13 protein-coding genes are annotated in these 15,628 nt (G+C 70.3%); 5 read left to right on the top strand and 8 right to left on the bottom strand.

What is annotated here, in order from left to right; translation table 11 throughout:
• Positions 1-43 precede the first annotated feature (43 nt).
• Positions 44-1,729: an ABC transporter substrate-binding protein gene (locus SANBI_RS16985; RefSeq protein ID WP_319157169.1), complete on the bottom strand. Its 1,686-nt coding sequence runs from the start codon at positions 1,727-1,729 to the stop codon at positions 44-46.
• Positions 1,730-1,936: 207 nt separating this feature from the next.
• Complete coding sequence (locus SANBI_RS16990; protein ID WP_319157171.1) at positions 1,937-2,698, bottom strand: copper homeostasis protein CutC; 762 nt, start codon at positions 2,696-2,698, stop codon at positions 1,937-1,939.
• Positions 2,699-3,041: 343 nt separating this feature from the next.
• Here SANBI_RS16990 and SANBI_RS16995 point away from each other — a divergent pair, with 343 nt between their 5' ends.
• Genes SANBI_RS16995 through SANBI_RS17005 form a run of 3 tightly spaced genes read left to right on the top strand, consistent with a single transcriptional unit; the run spans position 3,042 to position 6,867 of the window.
• Entirely contained in the window at positions 3,042-4,442 is a 1,401-nt protein-coding gene (locus SANBI_RS16995; protein WP_319157172.1) for an acetyl-CoA C-acetyltransferase, read from the top strand.
• A complete protein-coding gene (locus SANBI_RS17000; protein ID WP_319157173.1) occupies positions 4,439-5,809 on the top strand; it encodes a 3-oxoacyl-ACP reductase in 1,371 nt (456 codons plus the stop codon). Before SANBI_RS16995 ends, SANBI_RS17000 begins: the two co-directional genes overlap by 4 nt.
• Positions 5,806-6,867, top strand: a complete 1,062-nt coding sequence (locus SANBI_RS17005; protein WP_319157174.1) for a MaoC/PaaZ C-terminal domain-containing protein — start codon at positions 5,806-5,808, stop codon at positions 6,865-6,867. Before SANBI_RS17000 ends, SANBI_RS17005 begins: the two co-directional genes overlap by 4 nt.
• A gap of 197 nt (positions 6,868-7,064) precedes the next feature.
• Here the strand turns inward: SANBI_RS17005 and SANBI_RS17010 are convergent, their stop codons facing one another.
• From SANBI_RS17010 to SANBI_RS17030, 5 genes are all read right to left on the bottom strand, one after another.
• Entirely contained in the window at positions 7,065-8,237 is a 1,173-nt protein-coding gene (locus SANBI_RS17010) for an FtsX-like permease family protein (protein WP_319157176.1), read from the bottom strand.
• Positions 8,234-8,875: an ABC transporter ATP-binding protein gene (locus SANBI_RS17015; protein ID WP_408669718.1), complete on the bottom strand. Its 642-nt coding sequence runs from the start codon at positions 8,873-8,875 to the stop codon at positions 8,234-8,236. The genes SANBI_RS17010 and SANBI_RS17015 overlap by 4 nt, the downstream gene beginning before the upstream one ends.
• Positions 8,872-9,903, bottom strand: coding sequence for a peptidoglycan-binding domain-containing protein (locus tag SANBI_RS17020; protein ID WP_319157177.1), 1,032 nt, complete (start codon positions 9,901-9,903; stop codon positions 8,872-8,874). Before SANBI_RS17020 ends, SANBI_RS17015 begins: the two co-directional genes overlap by 4 nt.
• Before the next feature lie 56 nt (positions 9,904-9,959).
• The gene (locus SANBI_RS17025) at positions 9,960-10,397 is read right to left on the bottom strand and encodes a hypothetical protein (RefSeq protein WP_319157180.1); all 438 of its coding nucleotides are present in this window, start codon (positions 10,395-10,397) and stop codon (positions 9,960-9,962) included.
• A gap of 376 nt (positions 10,398-10,773) precedes the next feature.
• Positions 10,774-11,883, bottom strand: coding sequence for an FAD-dependent oxidoreductase (locus SANBI_RS17030; RefSeq protein ID WP_319157182.1), 1,110 nt, complete (start codon positions 11,881-11,883; stop codon positions 10,774-10,776).
• A gap of 513 nt (positions 11,884-12,396) precedes the next feature.
• Between SANBI_RS17030 and SANBI_RS17035 the strand changes: the two genes are divergently transcribed.
• On the top strand, positions 12,397-13,281 hold the full coding sequence (locus SANBI_RS17035) for a hypothetical protein (protein WP_319157184.1): 885 nt from the start codon (positions 12,397-12,399) through the stop codon (positions 13,279-13,281).
• 100 nt (positions 13,282-13,381) lie between these two features.
• Positions 13,382-13,996: a pentapeptide repeat-containing protein gene (locus SANBI_RS17040; protein WP_319157185.1), complete on the top strand. Its 615-nt coding sequence runs from the start codon at positions 13,382-13,384 to the stop codon at positions 13,994-13,996.
• A 155-nt stretch (positions 13,997-14,151) separates the two neighbouring features.
• On the opposite strand, the gene SANBI_RS17045 is transcribed toward SANBI_RS17040, so the two are convergent.
• Positions 14,152-15,582: an aminotransferase class V-fold PLP-dependent enzyme gene (locus SANBI_RS17045; RefSeq protein ID WP_319157187.1), complete on the bottom strand. Its 1,431-nt coding sequence runs from the start codon at positions 15,580-15,582 to the stop codon at positions 14,152-14,154.
• Positions 15,583-15,628: the final 46 nt, after the last annotated feature.

Below are 15,628 nucleotides of genomic sequence, written 5' to 3' on the forward strand. Positions count from 1 at the left end.
CAACACTTCCCATGCTGTCGGAGCTCCTCCTCGGTCGTTCAGGTCAGTCTGTCGGCGTCAGGTTCGTGACGACGAGACCCGAGGCCATCGCTCCCCACGACGGCGGGAAGGCGTAGAGGTCCTCGTCCGTCGGCCAGCCCGTGAAGTCCTTCACGTTCTGGAAGGTCATGGTCGAGTTGATGACCAGCGGGATGTACGGCAGGTCGGTGACGATCGCGTCCTGGATGATCGTGTACTGCTCCAGGCGGGTGGCGTCGTCGTCCGTGGCCGCAGCGGCCACGACAGCCGCGTCGACGTCGGGGTTGCTGAACCTCGAGAAGTTCCAGTCACCCTGCGGGACCGTGGTCCCCACGGGCTGGGTCTTGTCGGTCGTGAACCAGTCCAGGTAGATCTGGTACGGGTCCGCGACGTTGGTGCCGTTCATGCCGTGCACCATCAGCTGGAAGCTGCCCGAGGTCTTCTGCTCGTCGACCTCGGCCTGCGAGGCCGTCGACGCCGTGATCTCGATGCCTGCGGCAGCAGCCTGCTCGGCGATGAGCTTCGCGGCGTTGTTGTAGTCGGTCCAGCCGTCGATCGACACGAGGGTCATCGCGACGCGCTCGCCGTCCTTGGCGTAGATGCCGTCGCCGCCCTTGGCGTAGCCGGCGTCGGTGAGGACCTTCTCCGCAGCAGCGGCGTCGGCCGTCTGCGGGCTCTCCTCGGGCATCCCCTCGGCGAGCCACTTCTCGTCACGGGGCATGAGGGCGAAGGTCGGCGAGATGATGCCGGCCTTCTCCGAGAACGCCTTCGAGTTGATCTCCGTGCGGTCGAGCACGAGGTTGATCGCCTGGCGGACGGCGACGTCCGTCTGCGGGCCCGTGCACCCGAGCTCGGCGTTCGAGCAGGTGTAGATGACCGTGGGGTCCTGCGGGGTGTTGACCATCGCGATGCGGCCGTCGGCGGTGACGGGCTCGGTGTCAGCGATGAACATCGCCGTCCAGTCGATCTTGCCGGTCGTGAGCAGGCTCTGCGCCGAGTTGTTGTCGTTGATGCCGAGGTAGCGGAGCTTCTCGACCGTCGGCTTCCCCTCCTGCCAGTACTCAGGGTTCTTCTTCAGGGTGAAGGCCTGCGACGAGGTCGAGTCGACCATGTAGGGGCCGGTGCCGACAGCCTCTTCGTTGGCCCAGGAGCCCGCCTCTTCGACGGTCTTGTCCTTCCAGATGTGCTCAGGGACGACAGCGGCCATGAACAGTCCGGCGACGGTGGTGTACTGCGCGGTCTCGAACTTCGCGACGACAGTCGTGTCGTCGGTCGCCTCGGCCGAGATGAGGCCGAGCGGCTTGGCCGGCTCGTAGTTCCACGTGAAGGCGACGTCCTTCGCGGTGAAGGGGGTGCCGTCGTTCCACGTGACGCCCTCGCGGGTCTTCACGGTGATCTCGGTGCCGTCCTCGTTGAACTCGTAGCTCATGCCGAGCATCGGGACCGGGTCGCCTGCGGCAGCACGGTTGAAGTAGAAGAGGGGCTCGTAGATCGGGCCGAGCGTCCCGTTCTGGATGCCCGTGGAGTACGGGTTGAAGTTCGCCACGAGCGGGGTCTGCGACCCGGCCCAGACGTTGAGGACAGACTCCTCGCCGCTGCTCCCGCCGGAGCCGCCGTCCGAGTCGCTGCTGCACCCCGAGGCGATCAGGGCGACACTCGAGGCCAGCGCGACTGCCGGGAGCAGTCTCCTGAGGCCCTCAGTTCGGATCATCGTCAATCCCTTCGGTCGTGTGCGACGCCGCGACGCCGCTCGCCCCTCAACTGCTGTGAGGCTTTAGTAAGGGAACCTAACGAACAGACTCTGAAAACACTAACCCTCTCACCGACTGTTACGCAATCGAGACCCACGCCACACTCCTGGTCTAGGACCTCCACCCGCCCGGGCGGAGTCCGCCGAGCCCCTGACCAGGCCTCAGGCTCAGGCCGTCGCGACGCGGAGCGCGTCGGCCGCGGCACGGGCCACCACCGGGTCTGTCACCTCGACGCCAGCACCCGCACCGCCCCCGACGCCGCCGTCCGCAGCCACGACACCCTTGGCCGACAGGTGCACGGCGTCGACACCGACAGCCACCAGCGTCGCGACGTCGACAGGGCGCACGCCTCCGCCCGCCATCACCTGCAGGCGGCCCGCCGCGACCTCGACCATCTGCTGGAGCTGCTCGGCGCCGTCGACGCTGCGCTCGGCGCCGCCCGAGGTCAGGATCCTCGTGACACCCAGCCCGCAGAGCGTCTCGACGGCCGCGAGCGGGTCGACGAGGGTGTCGATAGCCCGGTGGAAGGTCACCTCTGCGCCGCTCGCCGCCTCGACGAGCCGCGCGACCTGCTCGGCGTCGACCTCTCCCTGGGGGGTGAGCGCACCGACGACGACCCCCGAGGCGCCTGCGGCGACCAGCGCACGGACGTCGCGCAGGTGGACACCGAGCTCGTCGGCGTCGTAGACGAAGCCGCCCGCTCGGGCGCGGACGAGGGTGTGGACCTCGAGAGGGAGGTCGTAGCCGCCGGCACGCGGAGCCGATCGGGCCGCGTCGACCACAGCCTCGACCAGGCCGACGCTCGGGGTGAGCCCGCCTGTCGCGCCGAGCGCGACGCACAGCTCGACACGGGCAGCACCGACCTCGGCGGCGACCCTGACGCCGGCGACGTCCTGCACGGCGATCTCCAGCACGGGCCTGCCTGGCATGTGGCGCTCCTTCTCGGGTGGTGGGGCGGCGGGACGGGACAGCGGGCCCGGTCTACGGGCAGCTCCCTGCGGGCTACTGCTCTGGAGGCGGTCTCTCGATCCCGAGCGGGAGTGTGGCCACCCACAGATGCACCCTCCCAGCCCAGCCCGGCGCGCACCACAGGCCGTCCCCGCTGGTCAGCGTAGGGCGTCCGTCCACAGGCCGCGCTCTCGCCGGGTCGACAGGGCCGGTACCAGGTACCGTGGGTGTCGGTAAGTCTTCGCCCTCCGAGGTGCTCCCGCAGAGGCGCCGGAGACCAGCCGCACCAGAGCGAGACCCGAGCGACGACGCGAGGAGACTGACGTGCCCCGAAGGACCGCAGCAGGACAGGGTGAGAGCCCAACAGCCCAGGCCGAGGCGCGTCGCGCGCTCACGGACGCCGTGATCGTCGGGGGGAACCGCATCCCCTTCGCACGGGCAGGCGGGGCGTACGCGGACGTCGGGAACAAGGACATGCTGACCGCCGCGATCGACGGGCTGGTCGCCCGCTTCGGCCTCCAGGGTGAACGGATCGGGGAGGTCGTCGCAGGCTCGGTGCTCAAGCACCCGAAGGACTTCAACCTCACCCGGGAGTGCGTCCTGGGTTCGGCCCTCGCGCCCACGACCCCTGCCTACGACCTCCAGCAGGCCTGCGCGACAGGCCTCGAGGCCGTCGTCTCGGTGAGCAACAAGATCCGCCTCGGCCAGATCGACTCGGCGATCGCCGGCGGCACGGACACGATCTCCGACGCGCCGATCGCGGTGAGCGAGGGGCTCCGCCACGCACTGCTCAAGGCCTCCCACGCCAAGACCCTTGGCGCTCGCCTCAAGGCCTTCGCCGCCGTCCGTCCCTCCGACCTCGCGCCCGCTCCCCCGCGCACCGACGAGCCACGCACAGGCCTGTCGATGGGCGAGCACCAGGCGCTGACGACAGCCCGCTGGGGCATCACGCGCGAGGCGCAGGACGAGGTGGCCCTCGCGAGCCACCACAACCTCGCCGCTGCCTACGACGGCGGGTTCTTCGACGACCTCGTCACCCCCTTCCGCGGGCTGACCCGTGACCAGAACCTGCGGCCCGACACGTCGGCCGAGAAGCTCGGCTCCCTCAAGCCCGCCTTCGGCACCTCGCTGTCGACGCCTGCCACCATGACAGCGGGCAACTCGACGCCCCTGACCGACGGTGCCTCCGTGGTCCTCGTGGCCTCGCGCGACTGGGCCGACGAGCACGACCTGCCGATCCTCGCCCGGGTGGTCGACGCCGAGACCGCCGCGGTCGACTTCGTGCACGGCCACGACGGCCTGCTCATGGCCCCAGCCCACGCTGTGCCCCGCCTGCTCGCCCGCAACGGGCTCACCCTCGGCGACATCGACCTCGTCGAGATCCACGAGGCCTTCGCCTCGACCGTGCTCACCACGCTCGCCGCGTGGGAGGACGACGAGTACTGCCGGACCGAGCTCGGCCTCGACGGTGCGCTCGGCTCCGTCGACCGCACCCGGCTCAACGTCGCTGGCTCGTCGCTCGCCGCGGGCCACCCCTTCGCCGCGACCGGCGGACGCATCGTCGCGACGGCCGCCAAGCTGCTCGCGGCACGCGCTGCCGAGACCGGGCAGGTGTCCCGCGCGCTCATCTCGGTGTGCGCAGCCGGGGGCCTGGGTGTCGCAGCCCTGCTCGAGTCGGTCCCGGGCGACAGCACCACAGGCACGACGGACGGAGCAGACCAGTGAGCGACGGCTACATCTCCCTCGTCAACGGCGGGATCGGCGGCAAGGTCGCCAAGACCCTCGGGCTGCCTCGCCCCTCGGTCCTGCGCAGGTACACCGAGGGCGCGACGCTGACCGCCGGTCCCGTCCTGGTGCTCGGGTCGACCACAGGGACCGGCGAGGACTCGGACATCGTCGCGCAGCTGCTGCTGTCGACGGGCTTCGCAGCACCCGACCTCGAGGTGCACCGAGCAGTCCTGGGCACCGAGCACGTCAGCTGGGGGGCTGTGGTCCTCGTGCTGACCGAGGTCGAGCACCCTGACGACCTGTCGGGCCCCGCCCTCGACCTCGCCTCGACCCTGCGCTCCCTCGCTCCCGGCGGACGCGTCGTGACGATCTCCCGGGCAGCGACCGAGGACGACGCGCCGGCGGTCGCCGCAGCCCGGCAGGGCGTCGACGGGCTGCTCCGCTCGGTCGCGAAAGAGCTCCGCGGCGGCTCGACAGCCAACGGCATCGTGCTGACCGACGACGTCGACCTCAGCGCGCCGTCGGTCGGAGCGGCCCTGCGGTTCTTGATGTCCGCCCGTTCGGCGTACGTCGACGGGCAGTCCCTCACCGTCGGCTCGACGGCTGGTTCCTCCTCCGACTGGGACCGTCCGCTCGACGGCCGCGTCGCCGTGGTCACGGGTGCCGCGCGAGGCATCGGTGCAGCGATCGCCGAGACCCTCGCCCGGGACGGCGCCCGGGTCGTGGTGGTCGACGTCCCCGCCGCCGGCGAGGCCCTCGCGGGGGTCGCCAACCGGATCAAGGGCACGGCGCTCCAGCTCGACATCACCGCGCCCGACGCCGGCGAGAAGATCATCGAGCACGCCGTCTCGCGGCACGGGAGCATCGACATCGTGGTCCACAACGCGGGGATCACGCGCGACAAGCTGCTGGCCAACATGACCCCCGAGAAGTGGGACGCGGTCCTCGCGGTGAACATCGCCGCGCAGCTGCGCATCAACGACACCCTCATGCGCTCTCCCGCCTTCGTGGACGCACCGCGGATCATCTCGCTCGCGTCGACGAGCGGCATCGCGGGGAACCGCGGGCAGACGAACTACGCGGCGTCCAAGGCCGGGGTCATCGGCATGGTGCGTCCGACAGGGAAGCTCATGGCGAAGGTCGACGGTACGGCGAACGCCGTCGCGCCGGGGTTCATCGAGACCGAGATGACCGCACGGATGCCCTTCGCGACCCGCGAGGTCGCACGGCGCCTCAGCTCCGTGCAGCAAGGCGGTCTGCCGATCGACGTCGCCGAGGCGGTCGCCTTCCTCGCGAGCCCAGCCGCCGGCGGGATCAACGGCACGGTGCTCCGGGTCTGCGGCCAGAGCATGGTCGGCGCATGAGCGACGACCGCGGCGAGACTGCCCCGTCGCAGGCGAGCGGACTGCCGGGCGTTGCTGGTCCGTCGAGCTCGGCCGAGAGCACCCGCACCACGACCACCCTCGCGACGGTCCCGGCCCTCGGCGGCCTGTACGCACGGGCCCTGCGCCCCCGGCGCTCGCCGGACCTCACGCACGCGACACTGCCCGACGTCACGTACAGGGTCGCCGACGTCGTCGCAGACGAGGCGCAGCTCGTCGCCTACCAGCGCCTCCTCGGTGAACCCGTCGACGGGACGCTCCCTGCGGGATTCGTGCACGTGCTCGCCTTCCCTGTCGCGACGGCGCTCATGGTGCGTGACGACTTCCCGCTGCGGCTCGCGGGGATGGTGCACCTGTCCAACGCCGTCACCGTCCACCGCACGATCTCGTCCGACGAGCGCCTGCTCGTCCACGCCCACGCAGAGAACCTCCGCCCGCACCGCAAGGGCACCCAGGTCGACCTCGTCACCGAGGTGTCGGCGCGCTACGGCGCGGGTGACAGCACCGAGGTCGTATGGCGCGGTGTCTCGACCTATCTCGCCAAGGGCACGATGCTGGGCGAGGACTCGGCCGACGGCGACCCCAGCGCTGTCGGCGGCAACGCTGACTCCGCCTCCGGCCGCCCGTCGTTCGCCCCACCGACTCCGACTGCCCAGTGGCACCTCGACGCCGCGACCGGCCGCCGCTATGCGGCCGTCTCGGGCGACCGCAACCCCATCCACCTCTCCGCGCTCACGGCCAAGGCCTTCGGCTTCCCCCGCGCGATCGCCCACGGCATGTACACGGCCAGCCGCGCCCTCGCCCAGGTCGGCCCGTCCCGCGGCGAGGCCTTCGACTGGACCGTCGAGTTCGCCTCCCCGGTCCTGCTGCCCGGGACTGTCGACGTGGCCGTCTTGCCACGACCACACCGGTCGACGTCATCTCCCTCAGCAGCAATCCCGCATCCCCGCGCGTCGAGCTCTCCGGGATACGACGTCGTCGGCTGGGACGCCCGCCGGACGAGGCTCCACCTCACCGGGACCGTCGTCCCGCTCGGCTGAGCACACGAGAACGCATGCTGCTCAGTCGGCGGGCACGCGAAGACGTGAGCTGCTCGGTTGGCCGAGCACACAAGAACGCAAGCCGCTCGGTCGGCCGAGCACACAAGAACGCAAGCCGCTCGGTCGGCCGGGCACCCGATGCCGAGGCGCCCACGGACCGCCCGGCGCTCGGCGCTCCACTGTCCAGAGCCGCGGGCTCACGGGACGCGGAGGATCTTCAGGGGGTCTCGTCGGGCGGCCAGCACAGCCGGCACGGTCCCCCCGACAACTGCGACGAGGACTGCCAGACCTGCGACCCCACCGACGAAGGATGCCGGCGGCAGAGCTCCCGACAGCCTGTGGACGACCACGAGCCCTGCGACCACGCCGAGCAGCGCTCCAGCCACACCTGCGACAGCCAGCTGCGTGAGGACGGCGACGACCAGTGCGCTACGGGTGGCCCCCAGAGCACGCCGTCGCCCGAGCTCGCGTCGTCGTGAGGAGGTCGAGCTGTAGGTCGTCACCACGACGACGACCAGCCCGACACCCAGGACGAGCAGCATGGTCCGGCGGGCACTCGCCCCCAGATCACCTGAGACCACGGCCTGCAGAGCAACCGTCCCCTCCGGAGCATCCACCACGAGCGCGGCAGGGTCTGCGGCCGGGAGCGCATCAGGGAGCGCCGCACCCAGGGTCGACACGTCGGCGGCGTCACGCGCCATGAGATAGACGGTGCGCACCACGGCGTCAGCAGATTCCTCGGACGCGACGAGGACGGTCTCGTCGAGCCTGGCCAGCGGACCGGTCCCGGCGACGACGCCGACCACCGGGATAGTGCTGCTGCCGTCGGCTGCCACGACGGACCCGACACCGTCGGCGAGGTGGAGCGCCGCTGCGGCCGCTCTCCCGGCGACAGCCTCGCCGACCTCCGGCGCCCGTCCGGCGACGATCGCGAGCTCGGTCGGGAGGCGACCGAAGACGGGTCTGCTGGCGACCGCACGCTCGTCCGTGGGGTAGGCCGCGTTACGGACGTCGGTCACCACCCCGAGACTGAGCACCCACTCGACAGCGTCGATCGCCCCGACCACCGGGAGTCCTGCCGCGACGATCCGCCCGCTCCCCGACTCGTCCACGACAGTGAGGAGCCTGGCACCCGTCCCGTCGATGCGCGCCACCACCTGCTGCTCGGCGACCGCCGCCTGCCCTGTCGTGACCAGGGCGGACGCGCACACGACGAGCACCACGAAGGCCATGGTCGACGTCGCGAGAGGCTGCGCGAGAGCCCCCACGACACTGTCGACGAGCAGCGCGAGGAGGCGCGGTCGGCCGGGAGAGAGTACTCCCGGGCGCTCCGCGGTCGGGTCGCCCTGCTCACCAGGACGAGCTCTCACGGGAGCACCAGGCGGTGGTCTGCGGTGTCGGCGAGCCTCTCGTCATGGGTGGCGACCACGACAGTCGCGCCGGTGCGTGCATGGTCCCGGAGGGCATCCCACACCACCCGGGCCGACTCGGCGTCGAGGTTGCCCGTCGGTTCGTCTCCCAGGACGACCCGCGGTGACGTGAGCAGCGCGCGGCAGAGCGCGACGCGCTGAGCCTGTCCGCCCGAGATCTCACCGGGCCTGTGCGACGCCCTGTGCTCGACCCCGAACCTCCCGAGGAGCACCTGCGCGCGCTCGACCTGCACGGCACGGTCCATCCCGGCGAAGAGCCCCGCGTCGCAGACGTTCTCCAGGATGCTCCGTGCGGGGTCGAGCAGAGCGTCCTGGAACACGAAGCCGATGTCTCGCGCCCGGATCCTCGACCGCTCGAGGTCGGTCAGACCCTGGGTCGGCACACCGTCCCAGAGCACGTCACCAGCAGTAGGCCGCACCAGCAGTCCGAGCACGTACAGCAACGTCGACTTCCCCGATCCCGAGGGGCCCGTGACCGCCGTGAGCGCCCCAGGTGCGAAGGCTGCGGACAAGCCGGAGAAGACAGGTGCTGCGGCGCGCGGGTACCGGAGACCGAGCCCTTCGACGACGACCGTCACGGCTCGCTCCCGATCAGCCTGACCTCGTCACCGACGTCGACCCCCTCCACGACCGTCAGCCCGTCCCCTTGCGCTCGGACCTCGACGGCTCGACGCTCCCCGGCGGGAGTGGTGACGAAGGTGGTCCCGTCCCCCGAGGTGCGGACCGCGGATGTCGGGACAGCTGCACCTGTAGCCTCAGGGACGACGACCCTCTCAGCGCGGTACGTCGCGGCCGCAGGATCACGCGGCACGTCCGCGCACCTGTCGCCGCACAGCGCACTCCCGTCAGGCGACGCCAGGACGAGGAGCGCGTCTCCGCTCTCGGTGGTCCGTGTGCTGGCGACGACGGCCTCGACAGGCCCGGAGTCGAGAGCGACTGTGAGCGGACCAGAGGTGACCTGCTCGACCTCGTCGAGGGAGACGGTGATGCTGAGCTCGGGCACGTCCGACACGATGTCCAGGACCGACTGCCCGACACTCACCCGCGATCCGACGCCGACCTCGTCGTCCAGGACGATGCGGGCCGGGAGCGACGGGAGGTAGACGACGTCGCCGGCGCGGACGATCCCGTCGGCCTCGACGCCCAGCGAGCGCTGCCACTCTCGGACGGCGCTCGCGGTCACCTCGTCGAAGACCCCGTCGCCCGCAGCAGCCGTGAGGTGTCCGGTCTCGCGCAGGAGAGCCTGGACCTGGCCGACGTCGCGCCCCTGCATGCTCTGGGAGAGATCGCGGAAGGACGGGACCTCGCCGAGCCCGACGACCACCGGGCGGAGGTCGACCGTGTAGACGACGGTCCCCGGAATGACTGCATCTGCGCCATCGACGTGCTGGGTCGTCACGACCCCCTCGCTCGCTCCTGCGCCGGCGGGTATCTGCGTCCACTCTCCCCGCACGACGTAGGGGACGGAGCGCCCGACCGTCGCCTCGACGACAGTGACGGTGAGCTCACCAGAGTCGACCGCGTCGACTGCGGGTGGCTGGAGGGTCGCACGCGCACACACGAACCCGACTCCGGCCGCGCCCACGAGCGCGAGGCCCCAGAGCACCCGCCGTGCGTGGACCGACTCGCGGGCGTCCCTCGGCCCGTCCCGTCGAGGACACCTCACCCCGCATCCGTGGAGTCGAGCAGGATCAGCTTCTGGCTGCTGGCCGGGCAGACCTCCAGCAGCCTGAGCACCTCGTCAGTCTCGACCGCCCAGGAGCCACCGTCCTCAGTCTCGGTCAGCTCTGCGTAGGGCGAGTACTGCACACTCCCCGAGACCCACGCCTCTCTGCTGGGGGGCGCGGAGAGCGGATAGCCCTCGTGCGCCAGGCACTCGACGGTGTCGAGCATCCTGTCGTACTCGAGGTCGCGGTCGTCAGAGATGTACGCCTGCTCTGGGACGAGCGCAGAGCACTCGCCCCACGCCTCGTCAGCGAGCTCAGAGACACCGGGAAGAGTCTGGCCGTCCTCGTCCGAGAGAGTCTCGATCCCCACCTTGCCCCCGTGGGCCACGACGGTCTGCCCGCGGTCTTCGAGGCAGGTCGTCATGGCACTCATGTACTCCTCGTCCTGCGCCACCACATCTGCCATCCAGGCTGGCGGGGAGTACGAGACCTCCTCACCCTCGACCGGGGCTGGGCTGCACGCGCTGAGCATCAGGAGGCCTGCTGCTGCGACGGTCGCGGACCGCAGTCTCACAAGCAGCCGTAGCTACCCGAGGGAGTCGTCACCGACGAGACCGTCAGCATCGTCAGAAATCGTCTCTTCATCATCGCTCCGTCCGCGCCTGCGCAGCGCACCAGTGCGCCGCGAGGCAGTCATGTGCCCGAAGAACTCGTCCTGCGACGATAGGCCCATTAGGGGTTTCCGTCCAGGTTCACGGCTTATCGCACTACACAAGTGCGAGGTCGACAACCCTGCACCTTCGCGCGGCTTACCGCCGTCCCACCCGCTCCAGGGCCGCGAGCGCCGCCGCCCGCCCCGTCCGGGTCGCACCGATGGTCGAGGCCCCGGCGCCGTACCCGGCCAAGAACACCCGGTGGTCACGGGGGACGTGCACGCCGTCCGTCGCGATGCCGCCGCTCGGCTCACGCAGGCGCAGCGGCGCGAGGTGGTCCACGGCAGGTTTGAAGCCGGTGGCCCAGAGGATGACGTCAGCCTGGACCTCGCCGTCCTCGAACACGACACCTGACGGCGTGATCCGCGTGAACATACCCCGGGAGACGAGCACGCCGTCGTCGATGCCCTGCTGGTACACGGGCGTGAGAGCGAGCCCAGTCGCGCCGACGACACTCAGGGTCTGCAGGCCGGCGGAGGTCCGCTCGACGACCCGCCGCTCGACGTCGCGACCCCACTCCTGGTCGAAGCTGCGGACGTCGAAGACCGGCGGGCGCCGGGTGGCCCACGTGGTCGTGGTCACCTCGGCGATCTGCAGCAAGAACTGGACCGCGGAGGCCCCTCCCCCGACCACCACGACGTGCTTGCCGCGGAACTCCTCGGCCGACACGAAGTCGTGGGTGTGCAGCTGCCTGCCGAGGAAGGTCTCACGCCCCGGGTAGGCGGGCCAGTGCGGACGCGTCCACGTGCCCGTCGCACTGACGACGGTGCGGGTGGTCCACGAACCGGCGTCGGAGGTCACGACGAGGGGCGACGTCCGATCGACACCGCGGTCGTCGACCTCGCCAGTCCCGCCCTCGACGACCTCATCACCTGCCTCTCCGACGAGCGGCCTGACGTCGCGCACCCGCACAGGGCGGACCACGTCGAGCCCGAAGCGCTCTTCGTACGCCCCGTAGTACCTGGAGACGACGGCGGACGCGGGCTCGGCCGGGTCAGGGTCGCCGAGCGGGAGGCCAGGCAGGTCGTGGATGCCGTGCGCTGCACCGAGCGTCAGGGAGTCCCAGCGCTCGCGCCACGCTCCCCCGGGCCCGTCACCCGAGTCGAGGACGACCATGTCGACGCCCGGCACCAGCCCGCGCCGTCGCAGGTGGCGGGCGGCCGACAGCCCTGCCTGACCAGCCCCGATCACGACGACGTCGTACACGTGCACTCCTTGGTTGAAGGTTCAAGCACTACGGTAACCGCGTCGGTCCACCGGATGTTCCCGGCCAGCTTGAGAACACACGGCACCGACAGACAGTCGCCCGCGATCTAGCCATACCCCTGAACGAGTGCGAAAACACTGCAGATGCCGCTGGCGTCGACGAACAAGGGCGCAAAAGAGCGACCCGCACCGTCACCGAGCCGGGTTGGCGAGCTAGTCCAGCCGGCCCTCGACTCATCTCTCACCCATGACCTTCGTCCTGCTTCGTGATCTCTATCCCGATTACGGTTTTACCGCACCATCCGCCATCTCTCCGTCCAGAGCGCGACGACCGAGGCCAGCCCCACCCCTCGAGCCGCCACCCATGACCCAGAAGAGGAAAGTTGCTACTTACCTTCTTTCGCGACCACCTCTGGGACATCGTTTTCCTCTTAGGATCCACGTCCCTGACGGCCGTATTCGGTGCCCTGGTCGGCAGGCTCCAGAAACCTCCGGCAAACAGGGCGGGTCCCGATGCAGAACTTTGACGGCACAAGCCTGGCTTTTGCCATTGTCGGCATCCTCCTCGGCACCCCTATCGCCCTAGCATTCTCCCCGTTGCTCGGGGGGCACGGACACGGTCGAGTCTCCCTCAACAGCGCAGTGGCGCACTCCCTCGCGACGACCGATTGGCACGTCTTCGCAAGAATTCGAGCACAGTTCCCTTCAGGCGGCAGCACCAAGACGAGGACGAACGATGAAGAACTCGCGGCAGCCCTCGTCGCCCTCGTGATCCTCGTGACTATCGTGACCGCGTACGTGAGAAACGCAGTCCTCATCGCGGGGCTGATGGCAGGACTCTCAATCCTGGCCACGGTCGTAGTCACTATCACCTTCACCGTGCTGTGGCGCCGCGGCGCAGTGGACGGCAGAGGCATCGCCGCGCGCCTCGCAGCCGTCTATTTTGCAGTGATCGCCGGAGTCCTCTCAGCACTCTGGCTCGTTGAGCCCCCGCTCCACGCAGACGCTCTGGACGCCCTGGCGACAGCTCTACGCAATGGTGGCTCCATCTTCGCTGCCGATGGCGTGCACGTCGGAGTCATCGTGACCCAGATGTTCGCAGCCCTATTCACGTTCGGCCTGCTCATAGCCTGCATCGCACTTGGCCTGGGCTCAGTCTCCGCGGTGTACGTGCACTCCAGCAGTCGACCGCGCTGGCTCTGGAAGTTTGCTTTCTGGACCAATCGGTGGGCGATGCACACATCGACCTGGTGGACATTATTCATCCTTGCCTCTTTGTCCTTGATCATGACCAGCGGACTAGGATTCGACTGGTTGACGAGTGCATTCGCCTGGATCAACGAGAGGATCGACGCCCTACTTCCTGCGACACCGGCTCCGGCTCCGGCTCCGAACTAGGCCAGCGCGGCGCGTCTCGATGGCGCAGCATCACCGAGCGTCCCCAGGGCCCCGACTCGCGGACACATCGGCTGTCAGGCGCTCGTGAGAGGCTGGTCGCATGCCTGAACCGGACACCCTCGGCACCGCCACAGCCTTCAGCCCAGAGGCCTACGTCGAGGTCCTCACTTTCGACGGGACCGACCTGAGCGGCATCGACGCCGTCGACTCCCGCATCATCGAGTGCAGCTTCACCGGGACGGACCTGTCGGGCGCCGAGCTCGCCTCGTCACGGGTGAGCGACTGCTCCTTCGACACGGTCAACGCAGCGACCCTCGACATCTCGAGCGGCGACTGGCAGGACACCCAGATCCGCGCGAGCCGCCTCGGTGGCGTCCAGGCCTACGGCTCGCAGTGGTCGCGCGTCGCCTTCCACGGCACCAAGATCGACTACCTCAACCTCCGCGAGGCCCGCCTCGCGGACGTCACCTTCACCGACTGCGTCATCGGAGAGCTCGACCTCTCCTCAGCGCGCGGTACCCGGATGAGCTTTGTCGGGACGCGCATCGCCCAGCTCACCCTGAGCCGGGCGACCCTGACCCGGACCGACCTGCGCGGCGCGGAGCTCGGTCAGCTGACAGGCATCACGGGCCTCAAGGGCACGACGGTCAGCACCGACCAGTTCCTCGACCTCGCTCCGCTGCTCGCGGCACACCTGGGCATCTCGATCCAGTAAGACCAGTCCGCTAGGACGCCCGAGCCCGGCCCCGGCACGGCTCCGCCCCGGCCGGGTGGACCAGCCGGGGCGGAGTGCCGGGCGGGCTCCAGGAGCGCCCGCGGCGGCGAGCACGGCACGCAGCCGTGAGATCGTGACGGTCAGACAGGCAGCGCTCAGGCGTCGACGAGCGATCCTGCACGCGCAGCCGAGGCCTGCGGCTCCGGCACGGGGCCGCAGCCAGCAGCCCCCGCGATGAACCCGGCCGCGGCAGTGGCGATGAGCCCCGAGAGACCCGATCCCTCAGGCAGCGGACGCGGGTCGTCAGCGACGGTCCAGCAGGCGTCGACGATCTCGTAACGAGCGGTCGGGCCGTCAGTCACGTAGGTCTCGAGAGCGGCGACCAGACGGTCGACCTCCTCCTGCGTGGTCCCGACACCGACGCTAGCCCGCACGGCGCCCGAGGCGTAGCCGAGCCGGGCGAGGAGCGGGTGGGCGCAGAACCGACCGTCGCGGACGCCGATACCGTGCTCGGCCGAGAGGTACGCGGCGACGAGGCCCGGGTCGTGCCCGACGACCGAGAAGGTCACCACGCCGACAGGGTCGGACGCGTCGGCCCAGGCCCGGACCACCTGGACGCCCGGGATGGACTCGAGACCGCTCACGAGGCGCTCGCGCAGGTAGGCCTCGTGCGCCTCGAGCGTGCCCGCGGGCAGCGACGCGAGGGTCTCGCAGGCCGCGGCGAGGGCCACGGCGCCGATGACGTTCGGCGAGCCGGCCTCGTGCCGCGCCGGGGCGTTCGTCCACTGCACCTGGTCGAGGTCGACCTGGCGGACGGCTCCACCACCGGCGAGGTAGGGCGTCCCGGCGTCGAGCCAGTCGCGACGTCCCACGAGGGCCCCCGACCCGAAGGGCGCGTAGGTCTTGTGGCCCGAGTAGGAGATGTAGTCGACCCCGGTCTCGGCGAGCGAGAAGCGGCGGTGCGGGACCAGCTGAGCACCGTCGATCGCGACGCGCGTCCCCGCCTCGTGGGCGATCGCGACCACGTCGGCGACAGGCAGCAGCTCGCCGGTGACGTTCGACGCGCCGGTGAGCGCGAGCAGCGCGTAGGGCGCCCGGGCGAGCTCGGCCCGGATCGCCTCGAGGGTCTCGGCCACGGTCTCCGCGCCGTGCAGCACGGTCGCACCGCCGGCCGACCGCTGCCACGGGAGGAGGTTGGCGTGGTGCTCGACGTCGAGGACGAGCACCCGGCCAGGCGTGCCGTCAGCGTCGGCCGGGACGCAGCCGGCGAGCAGGTTGAGCGAGTCTGTCGTGTTGCGCGTGACGACAGTGACGTCGTCGGGCCGTGCACCGACGAAGGCGCCGATGGTCTGGCGCGAGGCCTCGTAGAGGGCCGTCGACACCTGCGAGAGGTAGCCAGCACCGCGGTGGACGGAGGCGTAGAGCGGCAGCACCTGTGTGACGCGGTCGGCGACGGCCTGGAGCGCGGGGGCACTCGCTGCGCAGTCGAGGTTGGCGTAGGTGACCGTCCGGCCGTCGACGAGCGGGACGAGGGTGTCCGAGCCGACGACAGGCAGGCAGGACTGGGCTTCAGGGGTGGCAGACATAGATCCTCCAGGACGTGGTGGGGATCGACGCACCTGGGTTCGACCG

This window comes from Sanguibacter biliveldensis (assembly GCF_033798665.1).
Taxonomy (GTDB): Bacteria; Actinomycetota; Actinomycetes; order Actinomycetales; family Cellulomonadaceae; genus Sanguibacter; species Sanguibacter inulinus.

Excerpts from the sequence above, each read along its gene's own strand:
- SANBI_RS17040 (WP_319157185.1), top strand. The coding sequence starts at position 13,382 with ATGCCTGAACCGGACACCCTCGGCACCGCCACAGCCTTCAGCCCAGAG.
- SANBI_RS16990 (WP_319157171.1), bottom strand. The coding sequence starts at position 2,698 with ATGCCAGGCAGGCCCGTGCTGGAGATCGCCGTGCAGGACGTCGCCGGC.
- SANBI_RS17005 (WP_319157174.1), top strand. The coding sequence starts at position 5,806 with ATGAGCGACGACCGCGGCGAGACTGCCCCGTCGCAGGCGAGCGGACTG.
- SANBI_RS16985 (WP_319157169.1), bottom strand. The coding sequence starts at position 1,729 with ATGATCCGAACTGAGGGCCTCAGGAGACTGCTCCCGGCAGTCGCGCTG.
- SANBI_RS17025 (WP_319157180.1), bottom strand. The coding sequence starts at position 10,397 with ATGAGTGCCATGACGACCTGCCTCGAAGACCGCGGGCAGACCGTCGTG.
- SANBI_RS17035 (WP_319157184.1), top strand. The coding sequence starts at position 12,397 with ATGCAGAACTTTGACGGCACAAGCCTGGCTTTTGCCATTGTCGGCATC.
- SANBI_RS17045 (WP_319157187.1), bottom strand. The coding sequence starts at position 15,582 with ATGTCTGCCACCCCTGAAGCCCAGTCCTGCCTGCCTGTCGTCGGCTCG.